At 65.3% G+C, this 26,481-nt stretch carries 29 protein-coding genes; 15 read left to right on the top strand and 14 right to left on the bottom strand.

Annotated features, from left to right (window positions below):
* Positions 1–97 precede the first annotated feature (97 nt).
* From trbB to K9U41_RS00795, 11 genes are read left to right on the top strand one after another with little or no spacing between them, the layout of a single operon-like run.
* A complete protein-coding gene (gene trbB, locus K9U41_RS00845) occupies positions 98–1,081 on the top strand; it encodes a P-type conjugative transfer ATPase TrbB (protein ID WP_282638954.1) in 984 nt (327 codons plus the stop codon).
* Positions 1,078–1,410, top strand: a complete 333-nt coding sequence (locus tag K9U41_RS00840; protein ID WP_282638953.1) for a TrbC/VirB2 family protein — start codon at positions 1,078–1,080, stop codon at positions 1,408–1,410. Before trbB ends, K9U41_RS00840 begins: the two co-directional genes overlap by 4 nt.
* Entirely contained in the window at positions 1,410–1,688 is a 279-nt protein-coding gene (locus K9U41_RS00835) for a VirB3 family type IV secretion system protein (RefSeq protein WP_282638952.1), read from the top strand. The genes K9U41_RS00840 and K9U41_RS00835 overlap by 1 nt, the downstream gene beginning before the upstream one ends.
* Positions 1,689–1,698: 10 nt before the next feature.
* Positions 1,699–4,137, top strand: a complete 2,439-nt coding sequence (gene trbE / locus K9U41_RS00830) for a conjugal transfer protein TrbE (RefSeq protein WP_282638951.1) — start codon at positions 1,699–1,701, stop codon at positions 4,135–4,137.
* Positions 4,134–4,895, top strand: coding sequence for a P-type conjugative transfer protein TrbJ (trbJ, locus tag K9U41_RS00825; RefSeq protein ID WP_282638950.1), 762 nt, complete (start codon positions 4,134–4,136; stop codon positions 4,893–4,895). Before trbE ends, trbJ begins: the two co-directional genes overlap by 4 nt.
* Positions 4,896–4,917: 22 nt before the next feature.
* Positions 4,918–5,301: a putative entry exclusion protein TrbK-alt gene (gene trbK-alt, locus K9U41_RS00820; protein ID WP_282638949.1), complete on the top strand. Its 384-nt coding sequence runs from the start codon at positions 4,918–4,920 to the stop codon at positions 5,299–5,301.
* A 4-nt stretch (positions 5,302–5,305) separates the two neighbouring features.
* Entirely contained in the window at positions 5,306–6,664 is a 1,359-nt protein-coding gene (trbL, locus tag K9U41_RS00815; RefSeq protein ID WP_282638948.1) for a P-type conjugative transfer protein TrbL, read from the top strand.
* Positions 6,664–7,347 (top strand): conjugal transfer protein TrbF, encoded by a 684-nt coding sequence (trbF, locus tag K9U41_RS00810; protein WP_282638947.1) that lies wholly within the window; start codon positions 6,664–6,666, stop codon positions 7,345–7,347. Before trbL ends, trbF begins: the two co-directional genes overlap by 1 nt.
* A complete protein-coding gene (trbG, locus tag K9U41_RS00805) occupies positions 7,344–8,393 on the top strand; it encodes a P-type conjugative transfer protein TrbG (RefSeq protein WP_282638946.1) in 1,050 nt (349 codons plus the stop codon). The genes trbF and trbG overlap by 4 nt, the downstream gene beginning before the upstream one ends.
* The gene (locus K9U41_RS00800) at positions 8,390–9,607 is read left to right on the top strand and encodes a TrbI/VirB10 family protein (RefSeq protein ID WP_282638945.1); all 1,218 of its coding nucleotides are present in this window, start codon (positions 8,390–8,392) and stop codon (positions 9,605–9,607) included. Before trbG ends, K9U41_RS00800 begins: the two co-directional genes overlap by 4 nt.
* 3 nt (positions 9,608–9,610) lie before the next feature.
* Positions 9,611–9,874: a DUF2274 domain-containing protein gene (locus K9U41_RS00795; RefSeq protein ID WP_282638944.1), complete on the top strand. Its 264-nt coding sequence runs from the start codon at positions 9,611–9,613 to the stop codon at positions 9,872–9,874.
* Here K9U41_RS00795 and K9U41_RS00790 read toward each other — a convergent pair.
* The 6 genes from K9U41_RS00790 to K9U41_RS00765 all read right to left on the bottom strand — a co-directional run bounded on the left by K9U41_RS00790 (position 9,849) and on the right by K9U41_RS00765 (position 14,670).
* Positions 9,849–10,787, bottom strand: coding sequence for a LysR family transcriptional regulator (locus K9U41_RS00790; RefSeq protein WP_282638943.1), 939 nt, complete (start codon positions 10,785–10,787; stop codon positions 9,849–9,851). The two genes, K9U41_RS00795 and K9U41_RS00790, sit on opposite strands and share 26 nt — an antisense overlap.
* Positions 10,777–11,235, bottom strand: a complete 459-nt coding sequence (locus K9U41_RS00785) for a RidA family protein (RefSeq protein WP_282638941.1) — start codon at positions 11,233–11,235, stop codon at positions 10,777–10,779. The genes K9U41_RS00790 and K9U41_RS00785 overlap by 11 nt, the downstream gene beginning before the upstream one ends.
* Positions 11,236–11,390: 155 nt before the next feature.
* Positions 11,391–11,936: a hypothetical protein gene (locus K9U41_RS00780; protein WP_282638940.1), complete on the bottom strand. Its 546-nt coding sequence runs from the start codon at positions 11,934–11,936 to the stop codon at positions 11,391–11,393.
* Between the two features lie 11 nt (positions 11,937–11,947).
* Positions 11,948–13,099 (bottom strand): MFS transporter, encoded by a 1,152-nt coding sequence (locus K9U41_RS00775; RefSeq protein WP_282638939.1) that lies wholly within the window; start codon positions 13,097–13,099, stop codon positions 11,948–11,950.
* A 30-nt stretch (positions 13,100–13,129) separates the two neighbouring features.
* Positions 13,130–13,270, bottom strand: a complete 141-nt coding sequence (locus K9U41_RS00770) for a hypothetical protein (RefSeq protein WP_282638938.1) — start codon at positions 13,268–13,270, stop codon at positions 13,130–13,132.
* Positions 13,271–13,335: 65 nt separating this feature from the next.
* Entirely contained in the window at positions 13,336–14,670 is a 1,335-nt protein-coding gene (locus K9U41_RS00765; protein ID WP_282638937.1) for an amidohydrolase family protein, read from the bottom strand.
* Here K9U41_RS00765 and K9U41_RS00760 point away from each other — a divergent pair.
* Positions 14,654–15,667 carry a LysR family transcriptional regulator gene (locus tag K9U41_RS00760; RefSeq protein ID WP_282638936.1) on the top strand — a complete coding sequence of 338 codons (1,014 nt, stop codon included), beginning with the start codon at positions 14,654–14,656 and terminating at the stop codon, positions 15,665–15,667. The two genes, K9U41_RS00765 and K9U41_RS00760, sit on opposite strands and share 17 nt — an antisense overlap.
* 651 nt (positions 15,668–16,318) lie before the next feature.
* On the opposite strand, the gene K9U41_RS00755 is transcribed toward K9U41_RS00760, so the two are convergent.
* Positions 16,319–17,020: a hypothetical protein gene (locus K9U41_RS00755; RefSeq protein ID WP_282638935.1), complete on the bottom strand. Its 702-nt coding sequence runs from the start codon at positions 17,018–17,020 to the stop codon at positions 16,319–16,321.
* Positions 17,021–17,088: 68 nt separating this feature from the next.
* Between K9U41_RS00755 and K9U41_RS00750 the strand changes: the two genes are divergently transcribed.
* Positions 17,089–17,583, top strand: coding sequence for a winged helix-turn-helix transcriptional regulator (locus K9U41_RS00750; protein WP_282638934.1), 495 nt, complete (start codon positions 17,089–17,091; stop codon positions 17,581–17,583).
* Between the two features lie 338 nt (positions 17,584–17,921).
* Positions 17,922–18,218 carry a helix-turn-helix transcriptional regulator gene (locus tag K9U41_RS00745; protein ID WP_282638933.1) on the top strand — a complete coding sequence of 99 codons (297 nt, stop codon included), beginning with the start codon at positions 17,922–17,924 and terminating at the stop codon, positions 18,216–18,218.
* Here K9U41_RS00745 and K9U41_RS00740 read toward each other — a convergent pair.
* From K9U41_RS00740 to K9U41_RS00715, 6 genes are all read right to left on the bottom strand, one after another.
* A complete protein-coding gene (locus K9U41_RS00740; protein WP_282638932.1) occupies positions 18,172–19,428 on the bottom strand; it encodes a tyrosine-type recombinase/integrase in 1,257 nt (418 codons plus the stop codon). The two genes, K9U41_RS00745 and K9U41_RS00740, sit on opposite strands and share 47 nt — an antisense overlap.
* Before the next feature lie 292 nt (positions 19,429–19,720).
* The gene (gene guaA, locus K9U41_RS00735) at positions 19,721–21,295 is read right to left on the bottom strand and encodes a glutamine-hydrolyzing GMP synthase (RefSeq protein ID WP_282638931.1); all 1,575 of its coding nucleotides are present in this window, start codon (positions 21,293–21,295) and stop codon (positions 19,721–19,723) included.
* A 114-nt stretch (positions 21,296–21,409) separates the two neighbouring features.
* A complete protein-coding gene (locus K9U41_RS00730; RefSeq protein WP_282638930.1) occupies positions 21,410–21,634 on the bottom strand; it encodes a hypothetical protein in 225 nt (74 codons plus the stop codon).
* Positions 21,635–21,741: 107 nt separating this feature from the next.
* Positions 21,742–23,043: an RsmB/NOP family class I SAM-dependent RNA methyltransferase gene (locus K9U41_RS00725; RefSeq protein ID WP_282638929.1), complete on the bottom strand. Its 1,302-nt coding sequence runs from the start codon at positions 23,041–23,043 to the stop codon at positions 21,742–21,744.
* Positions 23,044–23,053: 10 nt separating this feature from the next.
* Positions 23,054–23,716, bottom strand: a complete 663-nt coding sequence (locus tag K9U41_RS00720; protein WP_282638927.1) for a 5'-methylthioadenosine/S-adenosylhomocysteine nucleosidase — start codon at positions 23,714–23,716, stop codon at positions 23,054–23,056.
* An 81-nt stretch (positions 23,717–23,797) separates the two neighbouring features.
* A complete protein-coding gene (locus K9U41_RS00715) occupies positions 23,798–24,154 on the bottom strand; it encodes a hypothetical protein (RefSeq protein WP_282638926.1) in 357 nt (118 codons plus the stop codon).
* A 124-nt stretch (positions 24,155–24,278) separates the two neighbouring features.
* Between K9U41_RS00715 and K9U41_RS00710 the strand changes: the two genes are divergently transcribed.
* A complete protein-coding gene (locus K9U41_RS00710; RefSeq protein WP_282638925.1) occupies positions 24,279–24,767 on the top strand; it encodes a low affinity iron permease family protein in 489 nt (162 codons plus the stop codon).
* Between the two features lie 13 nt (positions 24,768–24,780).
* Here K9U41_RS00710 and K9U41_RS00705 read toward each other — a convergent pair.
* Positions 24,781–26,481: tetratricopeptide repeat protein (locus tag K9U41_RS00705; protein ID WP_432715706.1), on the bottom strand; the 1,701-nt coding region annotated here is incomplete at its 5' end.

The following is a 26,481-nucleotide window of genomic DNA, read 5'->3' as shown; positions in this document are numbered from 1 at the left end:
GACCATACTCTGGTTGTTGCAACGCCCCATTTCCTGCCTCTTCTACTGATCCCCGATCCCGGGCCGGCCGAACGGTCCCTGAACGCAAGGGGACGACATGGCGGCTTCTCACCAGCAATCCGAGGCGACACTCCGAGGCGCGCGCATGTTGCGCACCGCCCTCGGCCCCGCGATCGCCCGGTTTCTGGAAGACCCCAGCGTCGTCGAGGTGATGCTCAACCCCGACGGGCGACTCTGGATCGACCGGCTCTCCGAAGGTCTGTCCGACACGGGTGAGCGGCTGTCCCCGGCCGACGGCGAACGCATCGTCCGCCTCGTCGCCCACCATGTCGGCGCGGAGGTTCATGCCGGTTCGCCGCGCGTCTCAGCGGAGCTACCCGAAACGGGAGAGCGGTTCGAGGGGCTGTTGCCCCCAGTCGTTACAGCCCCGGCCTTTGCCATCCGCAAGCCGGCCGTCGCCGTCTTCACCCTCGATGATTATGTCGCCGCCGGCATCATGAATGAGGGCCAGGCCGAGACGCTGCGCATCGCGGTCACTGAGCGAAAGAACATCCTGGTCGCCGGCGGCACATCGACCGGCAAGACCACGCTCACCAACGCGCTCCTGGCCGAGGTCGCCAAGACCGACGACCGCGTCGTGCTCATCGAGGACACCCGCGAGCTGCAATGCGCCGCGCCGAACCTGGTCGCTCTGCGCACCAAGGACGGCGTCGCCTCGCTGTCGGATCTGGTGCGCTCCTCGCTGCGCTTGCGCCCCGACCGCATTCCGATCGGCGAGGTCCGGGGCGCCGAAGCCCTCGATCTCCTCAAGGCCTGGGGCACCGGCCATCCCGGCGGCGTCGGCACGATCCATTCCGGCTCGGCGATCGGCGCGCTGCGCCGGATGGAGCAACTGATCCAGGAAGCGGTCGTCACGGTCCCGCGCGCGCTGATCGCCGAGACCATCGATCTCGTCGCCGTCCTCGCCGGCCGCGGCTCGCACCGCCGCCTCGTGGAACTCGCCCGTGTCGACGGCCTCGGTCCCGACGGCGACTACCGCGTCATCCCCGCAGCCCCCGGCCACACAGGAGATCCTTCATGATCCGTCACGCTCTGCGCCTTCGTCGTCACATCGCGACGGTCGCCTCTGTCACCTTCGTCAGCATGATGATGGCGCCCGCCGCTCACGCCGCCGGCTCCTCCATGCCGTGGGAAGCCCCTCTTCAGAAGATACTGGAGTCGATCGAAGGCCCTGTCTCCAAGATCATCGCGGTGATGATCATCATCATCACCGGCCTGACGCTCGCCTTCGGCGACACGTCGGGCGGCGCCCGCAAGCTGATCCAGATCGTGTTCGGGCTATCGATCGCCTTCGCCGCCAGTTCGTTCTTCCTGAGCTTCTTCTCCTTCGGCGGCGGGGCGCTCGTCTGATGGCCCTGTTTGCCGGAGAAGAGCCCGTCCCCGGATTCACCGTGCCGGTTCACCGGGCGCTGACCGAGCACATCCTGCTCGGCGGAGCGCCGCGCGCGATCGCCATCCTCAACGGCACGCTGGCCGCGGCACTCGGCTTAGGCCTGCGCCTCTGGCTGGTCGGCCTGGGCCTTTGGGTGGTTGGGCATTTCGCCGCCGTCTGGGCGGCCAAGCGCGATCCGATGTTCGTCGATGTCGTGCGCCGGCATCTGCGCATCCCCGGCCACCTGAGCGTCTGAAGGTCCTGCCATGATGAACCTTGCCGAATATCGCCGCACCTCGACCCGCCTCGCGGATTTCCTGCCGTGGGCGGCGCTCGCCGGCGACGGTGTTGTGCTCAACAAGGACGGATCGCTGCAGCGCACGGCGCGCTTTCGCGGGCCCGACCTCGATTCCGCGGTCGCCGCCGAGTTGGTCGCAGTGGCCGGTCGCCTCAACAACGCCTTCCGCCGCCTCGGCTCCGGCTGGGCGATCTTCGTCGAAGCGCGGCGCCATGGCGTGGACGCCTATCCGGCCGGCCGCTTCCCCGACGCCGCATCGGCCCTGGTCGACGCCGAGCGCAAGGCCGACTTCGAGGAAGATGCCTCGCACTACGAGTCGAGCTACTTCCTCAGCTTCGTCTATCTGCCGCCGGCCGAGGATGCGGCCCGCGCCGAGACCTGGCTCTACGAGGGCAAGGCCGAAAAGGGCGTCGACCCCCACGAGATCCTGCGCGGCTTCGCCGATCGCACCGACCGCGTCCTCCAGCTCGTCGAAGGCTTCATGCCGGAATGCCGCTGGCTCGATGACGGTGAGACGCTGACCTATCTGCACTCGTGCGTCTCGACGAAGCATCAGCGCGTGCGCGTTCCCGAAATCCCGATGTATCTCGACGCGCTGCTGGCCGATCAGCCGCTCACCGGCGGCCTTGAGCCGCGTCTCGGCAACGCCCACCTCCGTGTGCTGACCATCGTCGGATTCCCGACGGCGACGACGCCGGGTCTGCTCGACGACCTCAACCGGCTGGCCTTTCCCTACCGCTGGTCCACCCGCGCCATCCTGCTCGACAAGACCGACGCCACCAAGCTGCTGACCAAGATCCGGCGGCAGTGGTTCGCCAAGCGCAAGTCGATCGCCGCGATTCTGAAAGAGGTGATGACCAATGAGGCTTCGGCCCTGGTCGACACCGACGCGGCCAACAAGGCGGCCGACGCCGACATGGCGCTGCAGGAACTCGGCGCCGACTATGCCGGCCAAGCCTATGTCACCGCGACCATCACCGTCTGGGACAACGATCCACGCATCGCCGCCGAGAAGCTGCGTCTGGTCGAGAAGGTCATCCAGGGCCGCGACTTCACCGCGATGCCCGAGACGATCAACGCCGCCGATGCCTGGCTCGGCTCGCTGCCCGGCCACGTCTACGCCAATGTTCGGCAGCCGCCGATCTCGACGCTCAATCTCGCCCACATGATCCCGCTCTCTGCGGTGTGGGCGGGGCCGGAACGGGACGAGCATTTTGCAGCACCCCCGCTGCTCTTCGGCAAGACCGAAGGCTCGACCCCGTTCCGGTTTTCCCTTCATGTCGGCGACGTCGGTCACACGCTGGTCGTCGGCCCAACCGGCGCCGGCAAGTCGGTGCTGCTGGCGCTGATGGCGCTTCAGTTCCGTCGCTACGCTGGGAGCCAAGTCTTCGCCTTCGACTTCGGCGGTTCAATCCGGGCGGCGGCGCTCGCCATGGGCGGCGACTGGCACGATCTCGGCGGCGGCCTGACCGATGGCGCGGAAACCTCCGTCTCGCTCCAGCCGCTCGCCCGTATTCATGACACGCCCGAGCGCGCCTGGGCCGCCGACTGGATCGTCGCGATCCTGATGCGCGAAGGCATCACCATCACGCCAGAGGTGAAAGAGCATCTCTGGTCGTCGCTGACCTCGCTCGCCTCCGCGCCGGTCGCCGAGCGCACCCTGACCGGCCTGTCGGTCCTGCTTCAATCGCAGACGCTCAAGCGCGCCCTGCAACCCTATTGCGTCGGCGGTCCCTATGGTCGGTTGCTCGACGCCGAAAGCGAGCGCCTCGGTGAAGCGGAGGTGCAGGTCTTTGAGACCGAGGGCCTGATCGGCACCGGGGCGGCCGCGGCTGTTCTCGCCTATCTCTTCCATCGCATCGAGGACCGTCTCGACGGCCGGCCGACACTGCTGATCGTCGATGAGGGCTGGCTCGCGCTCGACGATGAAGGCTTCGCCGGCCAGCTCCGCGAATGGCTGAAGACGCTGCGCAAGAAGAACGCCAGTGTCATCTTCGCCACCCAGAGCCTCTCCGACATCGACGGTTCGGCGATCGCGCCCGCGATCATCGAGAGTTGCCCGACCCGGCTATTGCTGCCGAACGAACGCGCCATCGAGCCGCAGATCATGGCGATCTATCGGCGCTTCGGGCTCAACGACCGACAGATCGAGATCCTCGCCCGCGCCATGCCCAAGCGCGACTACTACTGCCAGTCGCGCCGCGGCAACCGGCTGTTCGAGCTGGGGCTGGGCGACGTTGCCCTCGCGCTCTGCGCGGCGTCGTCGAAGACCGACCAGACCGCCATCGCGCGGATCATGGCCGAGCATGGCCGCGACGAGTTCCTGTCCGCCTGGCTGCGCCACCGCGACGTCGCGTGGGCCGCCGACCTCATCCCCGACCTCACCAACCTGGAGATATCGTCATGACTTTCCGTCGCTCACGCGCGGCGCTTCTCGCCGCGTCCATTCTCGCCATTCCGGCCGCGTTGTCGCCGGTCCTCGTTCAGCCAGTTGCCGCCCAGGTGACCGTTTGGGACCCGACCAACTACACGCAGAACGTCCTCACCGCGGCGCGGTCGCTGCAGCAGATCAACAACCAGATCACCGCGCTGCAGAACCAGGCGCAGGGCCTGATCAATCAGGCCCGCAACCTCGCAAGCCTGCCCTTTTCCTCGCTCCAACAGCTTCAGCAGTCGGTGCAGCGGACGCAACAGCTCCTTGCCCAAGCGCAGAGCATCGCCTTCGACGTGCAGCAGATCGACCGGGCGTTCCAAACAACCTATGGGAGCGCGTCGCTCTCGGCCACCGACCAGCAACTCGTCACCCAGGCGCGCGAGCGCTGGCAGAACACGGTGGGCGGGCTGCAGGACGCCATGCGGGTGCAGGCCGGCGTCGTCGGCAACATCGACACCAACCGCACGCAGATGTCGGCACTGATCGGCCAGAGCCAGGGCGCCACCGGCGCGTTGCAGGCGAGCCAGGCCGGCAACCAGCTCCTCGCGCTCCAGGCGCAGCAACTTGCCGACCTCACCGCGGTCGTCGCGGCGAACGGGCGCGCGCAGTCGCTGCAATCGGCCGAGCAGGCCGCCGCGGCCGAACAGGGCCGTGAGCAGCGCCAACGCTTCCTCACGCCCGGCGCCGGCTACCAGCCGGGCAACGCCAAGATGTTCAACAACGGCAACTGAGGGCGGAGCGATGGACGGAAAGATGTTCGCCCGGCTCGGCGCTGTCGTGTTCGTCGCGGTCGCCATTACGGCGACCGCGATCGAGCTGACCCGGAAGGAAGAAGCGCCGGTTTCTCCGTCCGCGCGTCCGACCGAGAGCGTCTCGGTCGATCCGCTTCGGGACGAGCTGATCCGTTGCCAGTTCCTCGGCGAGGCGGGCACGCGCGACGCGGCATGTCTGCGCGCCTGGGCACAAAACCGCGAGCGCTTCCTCGCCCCCGGCGCACGCCCCGCCGAGCGCTTGCCCGAGCCCCCGCAGGCGCCCCGACAGAACGAGAATTCGGCGCCGGCCGCGCCGGCCGAAGACGAGCACATCCGCAAGGAAACAGCGCCCCTGATGGCGCCCGAACCCGGCGAGGCTCGATAACATCGTGGGGGGCACCGGCGTCATCGACCATTTCCTCGAGGTCTTCACCCGTTACATCGACAGCGGCTTCGGCCTGCTCGGTGGCGAGGTCGCCTTCATCGCCACCACGCTGATCGTCATCGACGTGACGCTCGCCGCGCTGTTCTGGAGCTGGGGCGCCGACGACGACATTCTCGCGCGGCTGGTCAAGAAAACCCTGTTCGTCGGCGTCTTCGCCTATCTGATCGGCAATTGGAACAACCTCGCCAGGATCATCTTCGAGAGCTTCGCCGGCCTCGGCCTGAAGGCATCCGGCACCAGCTTCACCACGGCCGATCTCCTTCGGCCTGGCAAGGTGGCGCAGACCGGGCTCGACGCCGGGCGGCCGCTGCTGGAGTCGATCTCCAGCCTGATGGGTTACTGGTCGTTCTTCGAGAACTTCATCCAGATCGCCTGCATGCTCTTCGCCTGGGCGCTGGTGCTGCTCGCTTTCTTCATTCTCGCGATCCAGCTCTTCGTGACGCTGATCGAATTCAAGCTGACGACGCTCGCCGGCTTCGTGCTCATCCCGTTCGGCCTGTTCGGCAAATCCGCCTTCATGGCCGAGCGCGTGCTCGGCAACGTCATCTCGTCCGGCATCAAGGTGCTGGTACTTGCCATCATCATCGGTATCGGCTCGACACTGTTCTCCGAGTTCACAGCCGGTTTCGGCGGCGCAACGCCAACCATCGACCAGGCCATGGCGATCGTGCTGGCGGCGCTCTCGCTGCTCGGCCTCGGTATCTTCGGTCCAGGTATCGCCAACGGTCTCGTCTCCGGCGGCCCGCAGCTCGGCGCGGGAGCCGCCATCGGCACGGGCCTCGCCGCAGGCGGCATGGTTGCTGCGGGCGCCGCCGCCGTCGGCGCTGTCGCATCGGGTGGCGCCGCCCTGGCTGGAGGAGCCGCTGCTGCCGCTCGTGGCGGCGCTGCGATGGCGGGCGGAGCCTCGACCGCCTACAGCCTCGCTTCCGCTGGTCAGTCCGGCGCATCCGGTGTTGCGTCCGGTCTCGGCGGCGTCGCGCGCGCCGGAGCCGGCGCCGCCACGTCGCCGCTTCGCCGGGCCGCGTCCCGCGCCAGCGAAAGCATGCGCTCCAGCTTCTCGGAAGGCGCCAAGTCGGCCTTCGAAGCGACGGGCGGATCCTCGACCATGGGCACCATCGGCGGCGACGCCAGCGAAGCCGCGTCGTCTTCGTCAGCCGCCGCGAGCGGTGCGCCCGCATGGGCCAAGCGCATGAAGCGCTCCCAGAGCATGACCCACGGCGTCCAGGCCGCGGCCCACGCCGTCCGTTCCGGCGACGCCCATGGCGGCGGCTCTTCCGTCAATCTCTCCGAAAGTGACCGCTAATGTTCAAACGACCTTCAACCCACTACGGCAAGACGCCGCAACCCGACACGCCTTACCAGAAGGCGGCCCAGGTCTGGGACGACCGCATCGGCTCGGCCCGCGTGCAGGCAAAGAACTGGCGCCTGATGGCCTTCGGCTCGCTGATCCTGTCGGCCGGCTTCGCCTCCGCGCTCGTCTGGCAGTCAGCACGGGGCAACATCGTACCCTGGGTGGTGCAGGTCGACCGTCTTGGCCAGTCGCAGGCGGTAGCGCCCGCCGTCGCGGACTATCGCCCGACCGATCCTCAGATCGCCTGGCACCTGGCCCGCTTCACCGAGCAGGTCCGCTCGATCCCGGCCGACCCCATCATCGTCCGGCAGAACTGGCTTCGGGCCTATGACTTCACGACCGATCGCGGCGCGCTGGCGCTCAACGACTATGCGCGATCCAACGACCCTTTCACCAAGGTCGGCAAACAGCAGATCGCCGTCGACGTCTCCAGCGTCATCCGGGCGTCGCCCGACAGCTTCCGGGTCGCCTGGACAGAGCGGCGATATCAGGACGGCTCGCTTGCAGAAACCTCGCGCTGGACCGCGATCCTCACCGTCGTCGTGCAGCCGCCGCGCGACGCCGAACGCCTGCGGAAAAATCCGCTCGGCATCTTCGTCAACGCCATCAACTGGTCACGGGAGCTTGGGCAATGAAGCCGTCTTTCCGTAAAGCCGGAAATCCGGCCTTACCCTCAATCGCACATCCGACATTCCGCAAATCCGCGTTGCCGCTTGTCCTGCTCGCGGCAACGGCGCTCGCCGGCTGCGCGACGACGCAAAAGCCGCCCGAGATCTCCTACGACGATGCGGCGCCCGCTGTGATCGCGGTCGATCCTCCGGCGCCCGTCACCATTGTCGAACTGCCGCGCCCGCTGCCGCTGCCGGGTCAAATGAAGCCGGTCGAGACCTCTCGCCGGACGCCGGAGCCCACAGATCCGGCGGCCCGCGTAAACCAGGCCAATGCGGCAGCACGGATTCAGCCCGTCCGGGATGGCTTCATCAACGCCATGCAGGTCTATCTCTATACAGGCGGCGCGCTCTATCAAGTCTATACCGCTATCGGTCAAATCACCGACATCGCGCTCCAGCCCGGCGAGCAGCTCGTGGGCGCCGGTCCGGTCGCCGCCGGCGATACCGTGCGCTGGATCATCGGCGACACCGAAAGCGGTTCCGGCGCGACGCGCCAGGTCCACATCCTGGTGAAGCCGTCTCGCGCGGACCTGATGACCAACCTCGTCATCAACACCAACCTGCGCACCTACCATATGGAGCTGCGCTCGACCGAACGGACCTACATGGCGTCTGTCTCCTGGCAGTATCCACAGGACCAGTTGATCGCATTGCGCCGGCAGAACGCAGAGGCTCAGGCCACACGGCCCATCGCCACCGGCGTCGATCTCGCCAACATCAACTTCCGCTATACGATCGAAGGCGATCGCGCGCCGTGGCGACCGCTGCGCGCCTATGACGACGGCCGGCAGGTGTTCATCGAATTCCCGCGCGGCATCGCTCAGGGCGAGATGCCGCCGCTCTTCATCGTCGGTTCGGAGGGCAACACCTCCGAGTTGGTGAACTACCGCGTTCGCGGCAATCACATAATCGTCGACCGGCTATTCGCCGCCGCCGAACTGCGCTTCGGCAATGGTGATTCACAGCGCCGCGTCCGGATCGTGCGCACTGACGGGAGGCCGGCGTCGTGAGCGACAATGATATCCCGGACGAGGAAGAGGATGCGCCGCTCACCGGATCGGCGGCTAAGGCGGCCGCCCCCATGCGGCTTGGCGCAGACGCGCCGCGCGTCACCCGGCTGTCGCGCAAGGCGCTGGCCGGGATCGGTCTGGTCGCCAGCGTCGGCCTTGGCGGAGCGCTGATCTATGCGCTCCAGACCCGCGACGGCAGCGGGACCAGGGAAGAGCTTTATTCGACTGAGAACCGCTCTACGGCCGACGGGCTGGCTGGCTTGCCGCGCGACTATGGCAGTGTGCCTCGGCTGGGACCGCCGCTCCCAGGCGACCTCGGCCGACCGATCCTCGATGCGCAGAACCGCGGGCAGCCCATCCCGACGCCCGGCATCGCGACGCCAAATGCTGGCCCCAGCGCCGAGGAACAGCGCCGGCTTCAAGAGATCGAGACGGCCCGAACGAGCCGCCTGTTTTCTGGAACGGAAAACCGCACCGCGTCGGCGGGTACTGCCGGGTCCGCGGCGGTGGCGCCCCCGCCAACACCTGATCTCACCGGTCTTGGCCTCGCGCCGCAACCGGCGACGCCTTCGGCACAGGATCGCCAGCTCGCCTTTCTCAACGCCGCCGTCGACCGTCGAACGGTTTCGCCGGATCGCGTGGCCGCGCCCGCTTCGCCCAACATCCTGCAGGCGGGAGCCGTCATCGCGGCTGCATTGATCACTGGCATTCGATCCGACCTGCCGGGCCAGATCACCGCGCAGGTGACGGAAAACGTTTATGACAGCCCGACCGGCCGCATCTTGCTGGTGCCGCAGGGCACACGGTTGATCGGTCAGTACGACAATGGCGTAGGTTTCGGGCAACGCAGGGTTCTGCTGGTCTGGAACCGGCTCATCCTGCCCAATGGCCGCTCCATCGTGCTCGAGCGCCAGCCTGGAGCGGATGCCGAGGGCTTTGCCGGCCTGGAGGATGGTGTCGACTATCATTGGTGGGATATCGCCAAGGCGGCCGCGCTTTCGACGCTACTCGGCGTCGGCGCGGAACTGGCTACTGACGACAATGACCGACTTGTCCAAGCCATCCGCAACGGCGGCCAGGACACCATCAACGACGCCGGCCAACAGATCGTCCGCCGACAGCTCAACATCGCCCCGACGCTTACCATCCGGCCGGGCTTCCCCGTCCGCGTGATCGTCACCCGCGATCTGGTCCTCGAACCCTATGGGGGGTGATCCATGGCGAAGCTGAAACTTGGGGCCATTGCCGACGACAAGCCGGTCAAGGTGTCGATCGATCTGCCGGCGGCCGTCCATCGGGATCTTGCCGCCTATGCTGAAGTGCTGGCGAGAGAGACGGGACGATCTGTCGGCGATCCTGTGAAGCTGATCTCACCGATGATCGAGCGCTTCATGGCAACCGACCGAGGTTTTGCGAAAGCGCGGCGCGACCCTCAAAATGGTCGCCAATCGATACCTATGCCTGCCCAGCCAAAGGATTAGTCGCTGATCCGGCCATCGGCGAGAACTTGCCACGCTTGGACATGACCCTTGCAAGGCTCAACAACCGCCGAAGGGCCGGATTATCGTTCTGCGGCGACCAGATCGCGCTGAACGGCAGGATTTCGCCGGCCAGCGGCCGGTAAACCACGCCTGGAAAGCACGCGGCCGTGGTCGCCTCGCTGGTCAGGGTGAGACCTCGGCCTATGGCAACCAGGTGCATCAGATTGTCCCGGCCGACGCCGTGACGCTCGACGCTAGGATGATGGCCCAAGTCCGCGAGATGTTTGACCAGATAATCGTGAATCTCGGGTCCAGGGTCGGCCTCGCTGACGATGAAGTGCCGGTCACGAAGATCGGCCCAAGAGATTTCGTCGCTCGGCGCCAGTTCGTGATCGCTCGGCAAAGTAACATAGACCCGTTCATTCCACAGGTGCGTCCTATCGCAGCCGTCCGCGATCGGCTCGCCGGTCAGGAAGGCGACATCCGTCTGATGCCTTTGGACCGCAGCGATGTGTTCGCTCGGCCCGTCCTCGACGAGATCCGGTCGGACACCGGGGTTCGCGGCCATGTAGGCGCGAAGCAGCTCAGTGAGAAAGCCGGAAGCGAGAGACGAAAATAACCCGATGCGCACCACGCCATCTTCGCCGCGGCCGATCACACCGGCGTCCTTCTTTGCGTATCCGATCAGGTTGATTGCCTTGCGGGCGCGGGAGACGAACCGTTGTCCCGCATAGGTGAGGCATACTCCGCCATGGTGTCGAATGAAGAGGGACGCGCCGATTTCGTCTTCCAGATCGCGAATGCGTCGGCTCACTGCCGATTCATGAATGCCTAACTCCCGTGCCGCACATCGGAAGCTGCCAGTCTCGGTAGCTTTCAGGACATACCGAAGCTGACGCAGCTCAATGCTCATCCAGGGCCCCATTAGTACCTGAACCGTCTATCGTTCCCGATCTTTGCTCAAGGCGGGCTGGAACTGCTGCGATAGCGTCGATTTCAACGAGAACGTCAGGATGAAAGAGGCTTGCAACTCCTATGAGCGCACTGGCTGGTGGGCAAGCCGGATCGACATAGCGATCGCGCACGGCTCGTACTATTCGCAGATGATCCGGGTGAAAGTCACGAACATAGATCCTCAGCCGAGGCGCGTTTTGGAAATCTCGGCCGACCGCAGCCAACGTTTCCTGAATGTTCTTGAAAACCTGTTCCAGTTGCGCCTCCGAGTGAGAGGTGACTACCGAACCATCATTTCGCATCGGAACATGACCGGACAGCAAAAGTGGATTGCCACCATCGATGATCACACCTTGCGAAATCCCAGGTATTTTCGCCTCGGGTGGGTTGACTGGATATATTTTCATTCTGATGCCTTTCGTTAAATCGCGTTAGCGAACCCGCCGCGTTCGGCCAGCCAAGAATCGTGCAGCCGTTTCTCGGTTTTGCGGTGCCCGGGGAACGTCACCCATGCGATGTCGCGCTCAAACACCATGATCTCGCGGTCGGAGCCGACGATGATCTAGAACCAGCGGCCATCCGCCGTGTTGAGCATCTTCACCTTCATGCCGGTGAGCGTGACTGTTTCCGATTGGCCCTTGTGGGTAGCCTGCAGCGGCTCGTCGTGCGGCTCGATCCGGCTGATCTTCAGGACCGGAAGCAGATCGGGCGCAGCCTGTCGGAGGAAGCTCATGGCGATCTCGCGGGCCTCGTCACGCGAGGGCAATTGCCCCCCGGCGACAGCGAGATCCATGCGAGTGAAGCCCTTTAGGCGTCCCGTGCCGTCGACGACCGTACTGAAATGCTCACCGCCGATGCCGGCGTTGCGGCCATCGATGCGCTCATAGCGGACGAGTTCGATCCCCTCGCCATCGACGGCGACCGAGCGCTCGTCGACCATCCTGTAGTTCTCAGGGATCGGCAGGGCGACGAGCGTCGTGGATGGTCCGGACGTTGTTCCGGCGATGGTCATGGTCTTTCCTTTCGTTGCATCAGCGAGCACCGCGGCGGCCGTCCCGGCGATCAAGCCGAGGACGACGGTGGCGAACGCTGTTCCTATTCGAAGCATGATCGGTCTCCTCATGGTGCGGTTGCAGGTCGCAGTTTGCAGGCGATTGAAAGACCGATGGCGGCGATCACCAGAAGAAAGGTCGGCAACAGCCACAAGGGCTCCGTTCCAACCGGCGCCAGAACCTGCGCCACCGGCGGCGCGATGCTGGCGCCGAGGAACAGGGTGAAGCTGTAGACGGCAAGCGCTAGGCCGCGATTGGTGTTGGAGGCCCGTCCGGCGACCATTGCGATCAGGCCGGGAACGGCTAGCGCGACGCCGGCGCTGACGAGCACGCTCGCCACTATGAGAACCATCGGCGTCCCCGCCGCAGCGAACCCGAGTGCAAGTGCCGCGAGAAGAAGGCCGACCAGGGCGGTGAACGGCGCGCCGTGGCGGCGCGTGAGCGGCGCGGCCGCGAAGGTCAGGGCTAGGGGTGGAAGCCCGACGAGACGAAGCGTCTGGAGATCGGCACCGATGGACGCAGGCCCAAGAGCCTGCGCACCAGCATGGAAGCAAACGAAGCCGAAGAGGACCGTGGTGGCGGCGCCCCAGGCCGCCAGAATGCCGGGATCACGAAGCAGCGAAGCGACTCCTCCGCCGGGCGTACCGCTAGGAGCCGACTGGTTCGTGACGCCGCTGCGAGCGGCAAGCACCAGACCGACGGCGCCCAACAGATAGAGCGGCGCCAGATCGAGCATGATTGTCGCCAGCCCCGCACCCGATTGGGCGGCGAGGAACGGCGCGAGAGGTGCCGCGCCGAGAAAGGCGAAGCTCATCAGCGATACGCCGAGGGGACGCTGCTCGGGCGGCAATGTCTCGGCGACGAGCGACAGCGCCGTCGGCGGAAAGGTCGAGGCGGCGAAGCCCTGAACGGCCCGAGCGAACAGCATCCAGGCGAAGCCCGGAACGACGCCGACCAGAGCCGTCGCCAAAGCGGTCGCGATCAAACCGAAGCCGAGCACGCGCCGTCGGCCATAGCGGTCGGACAGAGGACCAAAAACAAGGAACCCCGCAGCATAGGCGAAGCCGAAGGCCGATCCGGCCAACGCGGCGCTGCCGGACGAGACACCGAAGCGGCTTGTGATATCACCAACGAACGGGATCGTTACATAGAGCTGGCCTACGATGAGGAAGCCGCAAGCCATGAGCAGGGTCATCAATCCTATATGGCGGAGCGTCATGGGCTCTCCTGTCGTTGAAGCTGACATATATCAATCTGACACGGCGGCGGTGAGCCAGACGCCCGTCCAGATCGATAGCGTCAGGACGAACGGAATGGCGAGCGGCGTCAGGAAGTAAGCGCCGAAGGCGAAGGTGTTGCCGAGGCCGAGCACGGCGCCGACATGGTTCATGCCGGCGATGGTCGCGAGTTCCGTGAAGGCAACGCCGTGCCAGCAGGACGCGGCGATGCCTCTGGCTACAAGGACGACGACAATGGGGACAGTATTCGACGCGATATCTGCGCGAGGTTCTTTCCGACCTCATCCCGCGCGGCGCCAAGCCGTTGGCCGGATCGCTTCTTCAGCCGTCCGCCAACGAAGACTGTGTCAACATCCGCAGCTGCTGCTCTCGATACGATGAGTTGGATAGGATCGAGGCCCGACTGTACCTCAGGCACACGGACCAAGATGATATCGGCCCGCTTTCCCGGCGTCAGAGTGCCTACGCTCGCTTCGAGGCCGGCTGCGCGTGCCCCCTCGATCGTCGCCCATTGAAGCGCCTCGCGCGCTCCGATCGATACGGTCTCAAGCGGTTCTGTAGTATTCGCCCTTGCAAGTTGGTGATCCATATACCTCTGCAATTGCAAGGTGAAGCGCATGACCTGAAACAGATCGGAAGAGGAAGACGATTCGGTATCGACGCCGAGAGAGGGTTTAGCGCCGTGGGCGCGGATCAGCCCGGTAGTGCACGGGCTGAAGCCCATCTGCATCTCGATCTCCGGTGTAACAGTGAAAGTCGCGCCGCAATCAATGAGTGCCCGGACTTCCTCAGCGGCCAATCCATTGCCGTGGACAATGTTGACCTTCGGCGTAACAAGCCCTTCGGCCGCAAGTGTCCGAAAAACATCTGTGTCCGACGAACTTGAGAAATGCATACTCACGATCTGGTCAAGCACATTCGCTCGATTCAGTTCAAAGCGTACCAATTCGAGCGGCGCATAAGCAGGCCCCAGGATCGACATTCCAATTGTAAGCAAGCCGTCAGCTCCAGAAGGGACGCCGATCTCCTTCCATTGACCACCTTCTGTTGAAGAGCCATCGTTTAGAGTGGTAAAGCCGCCCGGCTGGAAGGTGAAGGCGCCCCTCAGGAACAGCGCCCGGATGCCCGCATCGCGCAACGCTTCCAGCGCCGCTTGGGCATGCGCGGGCGTCGGCGCGTTGTGGCACCAGTCAACAAGAGTCGTGACGCCGGCGTCGATCTGATCGAGAGCCGCGGCCAAGGTCGCCCAATAGATGTCTTCCGGCGAGAAGCGTGGACCGAACTCGCCGAGCACTTTCTGCAGATAGTCCTTGAGCGTCCAATCGGCGGCGACGCCGCGCAGAGGCGTTTGCCAGCAATGAAGATGCGCATTCACCAGCCCGGGCATGACCACCAATCCCGACGCGTCGATCCGCGTTGCGCCTTCGGCGCTGAGGTTGCGACCAACGGCGACAATGCGATCGGCGTCGATGAGAACGTCGCCTTGTTGTAGATCCGGAACGCTCGGATCCATTGTGAGAACAGCGCCGCCGCTTATGAGTATCTGGGTCATTCAAACCGCTCCGATCTCTTTATCTCCTCGCATTATGCCGTTGTTGCCACCACTAGACAATTGCCATCAGATCGAACATGTTGTTCCCATGCGTGAACATTCCTCCATTGCCGATCTCAACCAACTTCGTGTCTTCGCCGAGGTTGCCCGTACCCTGAGCGTCACCGAGGCAGCGCGAGTCCTTGGCATGCCGAAGTCGACCGTGAGCCGTGATGTCGTTCGATTGGAGAAGGCCCTCGGCGCGCTCCTCTTGTCGCGCGTTGGCCGTCGGATTGTGCTGACCGAAGCTGGGGCTCTCTTTGCCGACCATGCAACGCAGATATTGGCCCGGATCGAGGATGCGACCGATGCTGTTGCGACAAGCACAGCCGTCCCGCATGGCGTGCTCACCGTCCAGGCGACCTACGTGTTAGGGTATAGCGTGCTCATGCCGCTCATGGCGTCGTTCATGGAACGATTTCCCGGTGTCGATGTCATTCTTGAGCTCGAAAACCATGGAAGCCCGTCGACTCGCGATTGGGACATATTATTCGCGGCGGGCGCGCTCGATGATTCGAGCCATGCCGCGCGCAAGATCGCTGAAATGAGGCTCGGTCTTTACGCAAGTCCCGAATACATAGCCCGCCGTGGCACTCCCCAGATTGTTGCGGACCTAGGCGATCACGATATCGTGGACAAGCACTGGACGCGCGGCGCCGCACCTTGGGATGTTCAGTTCGGCTCGGGCGTCCGGCAGATCCCGATCAGGCCAAGACTATTGCTGAATGATATGCTTGCCGTCGCATTTGCGCTTCGCCAGGGCGTTGGCGTGGGTTGGTTGCCGTCCTTCCTGGCGCAGGAATCCGTGCAAACAAGGGCGCTAGTTCCTGTTCTTCCAAACCTTCGCCCCCCTCCAATCCCCGTCTATGCGATTTTTCCTCTTCGTCGGTCGGCAAGTCCTAAAATTCAGGCCTTTGTCGACTTTCTTTCAGAGTCTCTAACCGTACAGAAACCCTGATGGGAAAATATGGAAGCCCTTAGCGGCGCAGCGATCGGGGGGGCAGCATCGGCTATATGCCCGACTTTCTCACACGCAACGCCGTCGAGAGCGGAAGCCTGCGCACGATGCTCAACGGGCATCTTGCCGATCTCGGCCAATTCTTCTCCATGTGACCATCGAGCCGACACCTATCACCCAAGCTTAGGGTATTCGTCTATTTTCTATCGGAAAGTCTTTTCAGGGACGATTAACGTCCGCATATCGGATACATCTTCGCCTTTACAATCCCAGCCCTCGCTTCCGGCTGTGCTGAAGTACTGGTGCGAGACGGTTTGCCGGAGCGGGTCGCAGTCTCCGAATCTATCGCCCCCCTAGCGCGCCTCCGCCCGCCGGCAATTACAGTCAGGCGATCCGGGCCAAAGTTTAGTCTTCATTCTGGCCAGCCCCCTCGTGCACCCGATGGACGCCGGCCCATCGGTGTGCCGTTCGACGCGCAGGCTTCGGCTTATCGTCAACAATTCGAAGCTATGTGACGAGTCTCTCCCTTCCATCATCATGGCCTCGCTCACAGAATTCGCGACAGCCCCCCGGTGGACGTCGAGCGACCCGCCATCTACGGCCCTCTCGACGAGTTATTCTGAGGTTCGTCCCAGGCCTACGTGCCTCACCCTAGACAACGGCGCGCGTCGCCGCGCGCAGACCAACGATCAAGAAAATTGCCGAGCCTGCGGCGATCGCAAGGCCGAGCAGTTGGCCGGCGTCGGCGCCAAACAGGCAGATCAGCGCGGCGCCTGCACCGAGCAATCCGACGGCCGTTCCGAGGAACGAGATCGCGCGCGATGAAGACGTCCCACTCCGGACCAGCGCCGGCCCGAACACGAGCAATGCCCCTGCTCCGAAGGCGAAGGTTCCAGAAATGAACAGAGCATCGGAGAAACTCTTGGCCGCGACGAACCCGGCCTCCGAAGTGCCGCTCGACGCAGCCGTCACGAAGGTTCGCCCAACGAGCGCGTCGACACTGACGAAGATGATGTTGCTGAGAGCGATCCCGAGCCATCCCGCCGCCTTGATCGACTGCCCGCGCAATACGAGACCAAAGGCGACCATCATCGCGGCCGCGGCGAAGATGACGTCCCCCGTCAACCCCACCACGCCAATCCACCACAGCTGCATGCCGTCGCTCGCTCTCAGGGCTTCGAGCGCCTCCGGCAGCCGCACTGTCACCACGGGCATCGTCGCCGCCGTGGGCGAGGCCGCATAGAGTCCGCTGACGATGGCAATCATGACCGCGCCGAGCACCACCCCGACGCCGCCAATCCGGATCGCGGCGCTTGCGGCGTCCTTCGTCTCGACCTGCCTGCCTTCGGTCATGATGCTTGTCCGGTATCCATAATGGTTGCAGAGTGAGACCATAACTTCGACAAGGCCGACTTGCAACCATGCCCGGAAAGACCGATCTCGCGACGTTCAACTGCTCGCTTGCCCGCGCGCTCAACGACGTGGGTGACTGGTGGACACTCCTCATCATTCGCGATGCTTTCCTGGGGGCGCAGAGGTTCTCCGAGTTTCAGCGCAGCCTCGGCATGGCGCGAAATACCCTGTCGGATCGGCTCGATCGCCTCTGTGCGGCTGGTGTCCTGCTGCGAGGCGGCACGCCGGCGCGCCCGCTCTATTGCCTGACCGAGAAGGGCCGCGCGCTTGCTCCGGCGTTGGTCGCCCTTCAGCAATGGGGCGACCAATTCGCCTCCGAGAACCGCCCGCCCGTGGTGGTGACGGATCAACGCGGGCGCCCCTTGCCGAGGGTCAAGCTGGTTGACGGCGATGGGGCGGAGGTCGGCCCGCGGGATCTGCGTTTCAGGCCGGGTCCTGGCGCCGACGCGCGTACACGTGCTCGATTTCAGGCCATGAAGCAGCCTCAGAAGGTGTCGGAGTAATCAGGTCTCCTCACACTCAGATACAAACTGGCGCGGCGAAGACCAGTCGAAAGAGTCCGGCACTTGAGAAGATTTGGTGCGGGTGGTCGGGGTCGAACCGGCACTCCTTTCGGAACTGGATTTTGAAGGGGGTGAACCGCAGCCTGCTCCTATGGCGCGCCTAGCCAAATGTGATCTTGGCCTCCTTTTCCCAACGAGGTGCCCACGCATGTAGTGGACGCAAACTTTCTATTTCTACGCTACGATGCTCCATTGTCCGACGATCGAATTTTACGTCTTCACCTTTCAGGAACTATTGTCTTCATTCTCTCCAGATCCGAGTTTTTGGGAGAATGCTGATGGCACATCGAAACGACATTCCGATCAAGCGAACCATCCGCCGTCACCAGTTGCGCGAAATGGTGCCGCTTGCAGACAGTACAATTTACGAAATGGAGCAGCGAGGAGAATTCCCCCGGCGCTTCGCGCTGTCGCCGCGATGCGTCGTCTGGGACCTGGGTGAGGTCGAAGCCTGGTTGGTCTCTCGTAGAGCCGCACCCATAGTGCGCGCACCACACCCTGACGTGAACCAACGCCGCACGCGACCAGTCAAAGACTCGGGTCGGGCTCAAAGATCGGCATCGACGACGGGATAAGGACAGGTGCACGTTTCCGCCCTGCAACCCACGCATCAACAATATCTGACCATTCCTGCATCATGTGGCGCCGTTGCGTCTTATACTCGGCCTTGTTGTAGACTCCGCGTGAGGAGCGGCCGTCCTCGTGCGCCAGACACTTTTCGATCCAATCACTATTGAAGCCAAGTTCGTTGAGCAGTGTGGATCCGGTCCGGCGAAGATCGTGGACCGTGAACGGCTCCAGGGGCATGCCCTCCTTCATTGCCCTTTCGACAACGGAGTAGGTCACGCGGTTGAAGGTGGCGCGCGACATCGGAGCGTCTGCGTCGTACCGCGACGGCAGAAGGTATCTTGAATTTCCCGCACAGGTCTTCAAGGCGATCATGATGTCGAGCACCTGGCGCGACAGGTAGACGTTGTGCGCCTTCGAGCGCTTCATTCTTTCCTTTGGAATGGTCCACACGGCGTTCTCGAAATCAACCTCATCCCAGATCGCGTTCTGTAGCTCGCTCTTGCGCACCATCGTCAGGAGGTAAAGCCGCATCCCGAGGCGGATCGTGGGTAAGGTCGCGACATGCTCGATCTGATTCAGCATCACCCGGATTTCGGACGGCGATAGTGACCGGTCTCTTGGAGCGAATGTAGCGATCGAAGATGGGCCGACATCGTCGGCTGGATTGGCGACCTTTTCACCGTGCAGGATCGCAAATCCGTAGATCTGCTTCAGGATATCTCGCACATGGATAGCCGTCGCTGGGGCACCGCGTTCAACGATTTTGCCGCAGTGGGTTCTGAGGTCGTCGGGCGTGATTTCCGTGAGGAGGCGATTGCGCCAGACCGGCAGAAGCTCTCGCTCGAAGATGGAACGCCGCATGGCGCGCGTGCTGTCGGCCATCGGCGCGGCGGTGAGCCACTTCTCCCCGAACTCGCCAAAACTCTTCGCTTCTTTCAGGCGTCGCTTATCGCGCTGCTTCTCTATCGCCGGCGACCGTCCTTCGCCAATGGCGCGCCTCGCGTCGATGCACTTCTCTCGGGCCCGGGCGAGCGAGATTCCGTCGCGTCCGTACCTGCCCAGATAGACGGTCTCCCGACGGCCGTTGAGCCTGTAGTCCAGGCGAAACGAGATCGCGCCACTGGGCATGACGCGCACATACATACCGTCACGGTCCGCAATCTTGTAGATTTTCTCTTTTGGCTTCAATGCCTTGAGGGCGACGTCCGTCAGCATCCTTACTGCCTCCTGAAAAGTACCGTCAGCACAATTTCGAGGATTCGTGGCAGATAATTTCTTTTATCTTCAATGACTTAAAGAAAAATAAGTACCGTCACGAGCCTCGTTGACCGTGACGGTACTTTGAAAAACTCGCCCAAGCAATATACCGGAGGTCCGTCAGGCAGGCCGCCAGAGCCAAACTCTGCGTACCGATAGCTGCTGACTGTCTTAGAAGGAATTAATTTTTGTTTTCAATGGCTTGTGTCGTGCCCTAGCGTAGTTCTGGATACGTCCGGATGGGCCAAAATCATTCCCACTCGATGGTGCCCGGCGGCTTGCTGGTGACGTCGTAGACGACGCGGTTGACGCCCTTCACCTCGTTGATGATGCGTGTCGCGGTGCGGCCGAGGAAGGCCATGTCGAAGGGGTAGAAGTCGGCCGTCATGCCGTCCACGGAGGTCACCGCGCGCAGGGCGAGGACGTGGTCGTAGGTGCGCCCGTCGCCCATGACGCCCACGGTGCGCACCGGCAGCAGCACGGCGAAGGCCTGCCAGATCACGTCGTAGAGCCCGGCATAGCGGATCTCTTCCAGATAGATGGCGTCGGCCTTGCGCAGGATGTCCAGCTTCTCGCGGCTGATGGCGCCGGGGCAGCGGATGGCAAGGCCGGGGCCGGGGAAGGGGTGGCGGCCCACGAAGCTCTCGGGCAGGCCGAGTTCCCGGCCGAGCGCGCGCACCTCGTCCTTGAACAGGTCGCGCAGGGGCTCCACCAGCTTCATGTTCATGCGCTCGGGCAGACCGCCCACATTGTGGTGGCTCTTGATGGTCACCGAGGGGCCGCCGGCAAAGGAGACGCTCTCGATTACGTCTGGATAGAGCGTGCCCTGGGCGAGGAAATCGGCGCCGCCCACCTTCTTGGCCTCGGCGTCGAACACGTCGATGAACAGCCGCCCGATGGTCTTGCGCTTCGCTTCCGGGTCCTCGACGCCTTCCAATTCCTTCAGGAACAGCTCGGAGGCGTCCACGTGCACCAGCGGGATGTTGTAGTGGCCGCGGAACAGGGAGACCACCTCGTCCGCCTCGGCCTGGCGCATCAGGCCGTGGTCCACGAACACGCAGGTGAGCTGGTCGCCGATGGCCTCGTGGATGAGAACCGCCGCAACGGACGAATCCACGCCGCCGGACAGGCCGCAGATGACGCGCCCGGTGCCCACCTGTTCCCGGATGCGGGCGATGGCGCGCTCGCGGAAGGCGCCCATGGTCCAGGTGCCCTCCAGCCGGGCCACCTTGCGCACGAAATTGGAAAGAAGGCGCGCGCCATCCGGCGTATGCACCACCTCGGGGTGGAACATGAGGCCGTAGAAGCGCCTCGCTTCGTCCTCGATGGCGGCGAAGGGGGCGTTGGCCGACGTGCCCATCACCTTGAAGCCGGGGGGCAGGGCGGTGATGCGGTCGCCGTGGCTCATCCACACGGTGTGGCCCTCGCCGGGGTGCCACAGGCCGTCGAACAGGTCGGATGTGGCCTCGACCTGCAGGGTGGCGCGACCGAATTCGCGATGGTGGCCGCTTTCAACCTGTCCGCCCAACTGCTCGGCCATGGTCATCTGACCATAGCAGATGCCGAGCACGGGGATGCCGGCCTCGAACACCTCCTGTGGCGCGCGGGGGCTGTCGCCGTCCGGGACGGAGGCCGGGCCTCCGGACAGGATGACCGCCTTCGGCTTCAGCGTGCGGAACGCCTCCGCGGCCTTCTGGAACGGCACGACCTCGGAATAGACGCCTTCCTCACGCACCCGCCGGGCGATGAGCTGGGTCACCTGGCTGCCGAAATCGATGATGAGGACGGTTTCCTGGGCGGCAGTATCCGGGGCGGAAGAGGACATGAAGGGGCACCTTGCGCGCGAAGGAGGAAATGTTGTGCCCTCCTTTAGCGGCAAAGCGGCCATTTAAAAAGTCAAGGCCGGCGCAGGTCGGCCTTGCACCGGACGAGGCCCGGATCAGAGGCTGGACCAATAGGCCTCGCAGCCGGCCGGCGGCGTGGCGGCGGCGGCCCCGTGGCGGCGCTTCAGCTCGGCGCAGGCGAAGGCGCGGGCATCGGCGGGGAGCTTGGAATTGATGGCGGTGCCGATCTCGTCATAGGGCTCGCCGGAGGCGTAGACGTAGAAGGCCCAGTAGCCGCCCACGAGGAGCACGGCGATCAGCAGCAGGCGGATAATGCCCATGTCTTGTTCCTTCTTCGGAGTCTGGAGGCTGGCGACGCGCGCGCTTCAGCAGGATTGCAGCAACAACGCTGCGCTCGCGCTGAAGGTTCATTTCGGTGAAGCTGGAGTCACCCCGCCCGCTTCATCACGCTGACGAAGAAGCCGTCCGTTCCTGTCCGGCGGGGGGTCATCAGGATGCCCTCGCGGCTGGTGAGGGCGGCGTCCGCAAGGGCGGCCCCCTGCGCGCCCAGCGAGAGCACCGTCTCGTTGGGCGGCACCACGTGGAAATCCTCCCGCTTGGAGAGCAGGGCACGCACCTGCGCGCCGTTTTCCTCGTCCAGCAGCGAGCAGGTGACATAGGCGAGCCGCCCGCCCGGGCGCACATAATGGGCGGCCTCTTCCAGGATCTTGGCCTGCTCGGAGGTGCGCTGGGCCAGCGCGCCGGGGCGCACCCGCCATTTGGCGTCGGGGTTGCGGCGCCAGGTGCCGGTGCCGGTGCAGGGCGCATCCACCAGCACGAGGTCCATGTGGCCTTCCAGATCGTGGAGCACGTCCTCGGCGCCGCGCGGGCTGCGCACCTGCACGTTGCGCACGCCGGCGCGGGCGAGGCGCTCATGCATGGGCTTCAGGCGGCGGATGTCGCTGTCGTGGGCGTAGAGCTGGCCCTTGTTGTCCATGAGGGCGGCAAATTCCAGCGTCTTGCCGCCGGCGCCGGCGCACAGGTCCAGCACCTGGGATCCGGGCACCGGGCGGGCGAGGATGGCGGCGAGCTGCGAGCCCTCGTCCTGCACCTCCACCTCGCCCCGCAGGAAGGCGGGCTCGGCGGAGACCGGCGGGGCCTTGCCCTCGGAATCCAGCAGGATGCGCAGGGCGAGCGGCGAGAAGCGGCCGGGCGCCGGGTTGAGATGGGAGAGTTCGGCGCGCACCGCCTCCGGCTCGCCCTTCAGGGTGTTGACGCGCAGGTCCAGCGGCGCGCGGGTGGCGAGCGCCGCGCCTTCCGCCACCACGTCCTCGCCGAAGACGTGGCGCAAGGAGGCGTGGAGCCATTGGGGATAGTCGCCGCGCACGAAGGGCGGCGCGCCCTTGATGCTCGGGTCGGCGAGACGGGTGCGCTCGTCCTCGCTCAAGGGCGCCGGGGCGAAGCGGGAGCCGTCCGCCAGCGCCGCGATGGCCTCGCCGTCCAGCGCCCGCATGAGCACCAGCATGCCCAGCACCAGCGCCCGCGGCTCCTCGGAGCCCAACACATGGGCGGCCGAGGCGCGCCGGCGCAGGGTGTCGTAGACGATGCCGGCGATGGCGGCACGGTCGCCGGAGCCGGCGAAGCGGTGGGAGAGCCCCCAGTCCTTCAGGGCATCGGCGGCGGGCCGGCGGCGGGTGATGAGGTCGGCGAGGACCTCGATGGCGGCGGAGATACGGGCGGCGGGGGTCATTTTCTATCCGTCAGGCGCGCGCGGGGGCGGGCTGAAGGCCTTCCGCCTCCAGCTGCCGGGCAAAGAGGTCGAGGGCCAAGCCCAGCTTCTCGTCGATCACATGGAGATATTCGGTCCAGTCGCCATAGCCGGTCAGCTCGGCCTTGCCGTCGCTGATGCCGCGCAGGCCGATCATGGGCAGGCCATGGCGCCGGGCGGCGCGCAATACGGCGAAGCTCTCCATGTCCACCATGTCCTCGGCGATGGCATCATAGGCCGCGCCCGAGATGATGGCGCCGCCGGTGGAGAGGGAGGCTTCCGGCACGCCGGCGATGCGGTGGGCCAGCTCGATCACCGCCGGCTCGTCCAGGAAGGGGGTGCGCCCCTTCTCGAAGCCCAGGGCCGAGGCGTCCATGTCGCGATAGGCGACCCGCGCCACCTGGTAGACCTCCGCATGGTCGAGCCGGCGCGAGCCCGCCGAGCCCAGGGTGAAGACGAGGTCCGGCAGCAGGTCCCGATGGGCGAGGAGGGCGAGCGCCCGCGCCGTCTCCACCGCCGCCTCCACCGGCCCCACCCCGGTGATGAGGGGGGTGATGCGGGACTTCAGATGGGGGCCGTATTCCTGGCTGGTGGCCATCACGAACAGGATGGAACGGCCGCCGATGGAAGACAGGTGGCGGGCGGGGTCGGTCATCAAAGGTCACCTGAGGCGCAAGGCTGGAGCATAAAGTCCAACTCCTCGACCGGCCGGCTTCGCCTGTCAACCGCCGTGCAATCAGATGCTCAGCAGGATGGCGAAGGCGAACAGGCCCCACATGAGCGCCAGCACCGCGAGGCTCGCCAGGTCGAAGCTGACCCCGAAATTCATGCGCCCGCGCGCCGCGGCGGACAGCAGGTGCGGGAAGGCGGAGATGATGCGCAGCAGCACGAAGACCCAGGCCAGCACCACGAACGCCACGTCCGCCTTGCGGGTGTACAGGGCCAGCGTGGTCAGGGTGTAGAACAGCACCGCCGCAAGCCCGGCGCGCAGGCCGTCGGCCGTCACCTCGGTGGATTTGATCGCGCGCAGCAGCACCGCGAGCACCAGCGCCACGTGCACGAAAAGGGGAAGAAGGATCATCTGCACCGTCATGGGGGTCTCCGTCGCGGGACGCGCAAGCTCAAGCTCAAGCTCACGCGTCGCCAGCTCAAGCGTCACCAAGAACGGGAACCGCGGCCGTGGCCGTTCGTTCCCTCCAAGGTGTGGAGGAGATGTTATGGGTGCACAGGCATCGATGAAGGAGCTGCGGCGCCGGGTGGAGGCAGGCCGCGCCCCGCGCCCGCTGTTCACCCGCTTCTCCCAGATGGCGGCCCGCTACACCGGCAAGCCCGCCACCTTCATCGGTGCGATGGCGATCATCGTGGCGTGGGGGATGACGGGGCCGCTGTTCGGCTTCAACGACACCTGGCAGCTGGTCATCAATACCTCCACCTCCATCGTCACCTTCCTCATGGTGTTCCTGATCCAGAACAGCCAGAACCGGGATACGGCGGCGCTCCAGATCAAGCTCGACGAACTGATCGCGCGTCTCGACGGGCCGCGCGAAATACTGCTCGATCTGGAGGATCTGGACGAGGCGACGCTGGAGCGCCTGCGTCTCGAATACGCCCTGCTGGCGGACAAGGCGCGCGCGAGCCAGGATTCCGGCGCCGGGCCGGAGGTGGCAGGTCCTTCGCCCGCCGATCCGGCTGGCGCGAAGGCCTGAGCACGCCACGCGATCAGCCGCGGGGCAGCGGCTCCACGGCGAAGGCTTCGGGCGGCAGTCCGGCGCGGAAGCGGGCCACCATGGTCTCGAACGCCCGTTCCATGTGGCGGGCATAGCGGTCGATGTCGAACAGGGGCGAGGTGGAGCGGGCGGCCACCAGGCGCGCGCGGGCATCCGCCAGCGCGGCGGGATCGTTGGCGAGGGCCACGGCCTTGGTCACGAAGCCGTCCACATCGGTGGTGATGAGGTCCGCCAGGTTCATCTGCGTCATGATGCTGGCCGCGACCCGCGACGCGAACGAACGGCCGGTGCGGGTCACCATGGGCAGGCCCATGCGGAGCATGTCGCTGGCCGTGGTGTGTGCGGTGTAGGGGAAGGTGTCGAGGAAGAGGTCAGCCAGCGGCAGCCGCGCGAAATGGTCTTTCAGCGGCACCATGGGCGCGAACACGAGGCGGGCGGGATCGAGGCCCCGTGCCTCGGCCTCCCGGCGCAGGTTGTCGGCGCTGTTCTCCCGGCTTTCCAGCACCCACAGGACCGAGCCGGGCACCGCCCCGAGGATGCGGATGTAGGCGGAGAAGACCTCCGGATCGAGCTTCCAGGCGGAATTGAAGGCGCAGAACACGAAGGCGTCGTCCGGCAGGCCGCAGTCCGTCCGGGTCGGGCGCTCGCCCACCGGCAGGTCCGAGTCGTTGGGCTGGTAGCAGTCCGGCAGATGGACGATCTTCTCGGTGAAGTATGCGGCATCCGAGAACGGCACCACCACCGGGTCCGCGATCACATAGTCCATGAAGGGCGCGCCGCTGGTGCCCGGATAGCCGAGGAAGTTCACCTGCACCGGTGCCGGATGGTCGGCGAAGGCGGCAAGACGTTCGCCGCTGGTATGGCCCATGAGATCCACGAACACGTCGATGCCGAGGGCGGCGACCTCCTCGGCGATGGCGGAGGGGGAGGCCTTCTCCCGGTCGAGGAAATGGTCCACCGCGTCGATGATGCTCTGGCGCTGGGGGGAGCCGTCGTTGAAGCTGACCGATATGGCGGTCACCTCGAACCGGCTGCGATCATGCCGGGCCAGGAGCTTCGAGATGAGGAAGGTGGTGGCGTGGGTGCGGAAGTCCGCTGACAGATAGGCGATGCGGATCGGCCCCGAGGCGGTGCGCCGGGCGGAATGGTCGAAGACGCGCGGGCGGGCCGGCATCTTCTCTTCCACCACCTTGCGCCGGGCGGTGGCGAGGTGGAGGGCGGGGTCGTCCACATAGAGGGTAGCGAAGGGCAGGGCCGGCACGTCCGGCAGCACACCGCCGCGCTTCATGCTGTCGAACAGACGGTCGTGGCCGCGCCAGTCCCAGATCGCGCGCCGGGCCGGCAGCAGCAGGTTGGCGGCGAGCGGCAGGCTGGGGTCGAGGTCGAACGCCCGGTCCATGGCGGCCAGCGAGTCCGCCGTCTGCTCCAGCGCCCCGTAGGCGAGGGAGAGGTTGTGCCAGGCCTTGGCGTCGTCCGGCCGGCGCGCCAGCACCTTCTTGTACAGCTCGATGGCCTCGGCCTCCCGGCTCTGGCGGGCGCGGACGATGCCGAGCAGGTGCACCACGTCCATCTGGTCCGGCGCCGCCCGCAGGATCTTGCGGTAGTGCCGCGCCGCGTCCTCGTACTGGCCGCGCAACTGATGCTGGTAGCCGTCGTAGAGCAGCTTCTGGAGCGCGGGCGTCAGGGGCGCGGG

The organism is Xanthobacter autotrophicus (assembly GCF_029991245.1).
GTDB classification, from domain to species: domain Bacteria; phylum Pseudomonadota; class Alphaproteobacteria; order Rhizobiales; family Xanthobacteraceae; genus Xanthobacter; species Xanthobacter autotrophicus_C.
Note: the sequence above shows the minus strand (reverse complement) of the source record. Positions and strands in the feature narration are given on the sequence as shown.

What these genes read in the sequence shown, in the direction of transcription:
- trbB (WP_282638954.1), top strand. Translation starts at nt 98, where the DNA reads ATGGCGGCTTCTCACCAGCAATCCGAGGCGACACTCCGAGGCGCGCGC.
- K9U41_RS00840 (WP_282638953.1), top strand. Translation starts at nt 1,078, where the DNA reads ATGATCCGTCACGCTCTGCGCCTTCGTCGTCACATCGCGACGGTCGCC.
- K9U41_RS00835 (WP_282638952.1), top strand. Translation starts at nt 1,410, where the DNA reads ATGGCCCTGTTTGCCGGAGAAGAGCCCGTCCCCGGATTCACCGTGCCG.
- trbE (WP_282638951.1), top strand. Translation starts at nt 1,699, where the DNA reads ATGATGAACCTTGCCGAATATCGCCGCACCTCGACCCGCCTCGCGGAT.
- trbJ (WP_282638950.1), top strand. Translation starts at nt 4,134, where the DNA reads ATGACTTTCCGTCGCTCACGCGCGGCGCTTCTCGCCGCGTCCATTCTC.
- trbK-alt (WP_282638949.1), top strand. Translation starts at nt 4,918, where the DNA reads ATGTTCGCCCGGCTCGGCGCTGTCGTGTTCGTCGCGGTCGCCATTACG.
- trbF (WP_282638947.1), top strand. Translation starts at nt 6,664, where the DNA reads ATGTTCAAACGACCTTCAACCCACTACGGCAAGACGCCGCAACCCGAC.
- trbG (WP_282638946.1), top strand. Translation starts at nt 7,344, where the DNA reads ATGAAGCCGTCTTTCCGTAAAGCCGGAAATCCGGCCTTACCCTCAATC.
- K9U41_RS00795 (WP_282638944.1), top strand. Translation starts at nt 9,611, where the DNA reads ATGGCGAAGCTGAAACTTGGGGCCATTGCCGACGACAAGCCGGTCAAG.
- K9U41_RS00790 (WP_282638943.1), bottom strand. Translation starts at nt 10,787, where the DNA reads ATGAGCATTGAGCTGCGTCAGCTTCGGTATGTCCTGAAAGCTACCGAG.
- K9U41_RS00785 (WP_282638941.1), bottom strand. Translation starts at nt 11,235, where the DNA reads ATGAAAATATATCCAGTCAACCCACCCGAGGCGAAAATACCTGGGATT.
- K9U41_RS00780 (WP_282638940.1), bottom strand. Translation starts at nt 11,936, where the DNA reads ATGCTTCGAATAGGAACAGCGTTCGCCACCGTCGTCCTCGGCTTGATC.
- K9U41_RS00775 (WP_282638939.1), bottom strand. Translation starts at nt 13,099, where the DNA reads ATGACGCTCCGCCATATAGGATTGATGACCCTGCTCATGGCTTGCGGC.
- K9U41_RS00770 (WP_282638938.1), bottom strand. Translation starts at nt 13,270, where the DNA reads ATGAACCATGTCGGCGCCGTGCTCGGCCTCGGCAACACCTTCGCCTTC.
- K9U41_RS00760 (WP_282638936.1), top strand. Translation starts at nt 14,654, where the DNA reads ATGAGTATCTGGGTCATTCAAACCGCTCCGATCTCTTTATCTCCTCGC.
- K9U41_RS00765 (WP_282638937.1), bottom strand. Translation starts at nt 14,670, where the DNA reads ATGACCCAGATACTCATAAGCGGCGGCGCTGTTCTCACAATGGATCCG.
- K9U41_RS00755 (WP_282638935.1), bottom strand. Translation starts at nt 17,020, where the DNA reads ATGACCGAAGGCAGGCAGGTCGAGACGAAGGACGCCGCAAGCGCCGCG.
- K9U41_RS00750 (WP_282638934.1), top strand. Translation starts at nt 17,089, where the DNA reads ATGCCCGGAAAGACCGATCTCGCGACGTTCAACTGCTCGCTTGCCCGC.
- K9U41_RS00745 (WP_282638933.1), top strand. Translation starts at nt 17,922, where the DNA reads ATGGCACATCGAAACGACATTCCGATCAAGCGAACCATCCGCCGTCAC.
- K9U41_RS00740 (WP_282638932.1), bottom strand. Translation starts at nt 19,428, where the DNA reads ATGCTGACGGACGTCGCCCTCAAGGCATTGAAGCCAAAAGAGAAAATC.
- guaA (WP_282638931.1), bottom strand. Translation starts at nt 21,295, where the DNA reads ATGTCCTCTTCCGCCCCGGATACTGCCGCCCAGGAAACCGTCCTCATC.
- K9U41_RS00730 (WP_282638930.1), bottom strand. Translation starts at nt 21,634, where the DNA reads ATGGGCATTATCCGCCTGCTGCTGATCGCCGTGCTCCTCGTGGGCGGC.
- K9U41_RS00725 (WP_282638929.1), bottom strand. Translation starts at nt 23,043, where the DNA reads ATGACCCCCGCCGCCCGTATCTCCGCCGCCATCGAGGTCCTCGCCGAC.
- K9U41_RS00720 (WP_282638927.1), bottom strand. Translation starts at nt 23,716, where the DNA reads ATGACCGACCCCGCCCGCCACCTGTCTTCCATCGGCGGCCGTTCCATC.
- K9U41_RS00715 (WP_282638926.1), bottom strand. Translation starts at nt 24,154, where the DNA reads ATGACGGTGCAGATGATCCTTCTTCCCCTTTTCGTGCACGTGGCGCTG.
- K9U41_RS00710 (WP_282638925.1), top strand. Translation starts at nt 24,279, where the DNA reads ATGGGTGCACAGGCATCGATGAAGGAGCTGCGGCGCCGGGTGGAGGCA.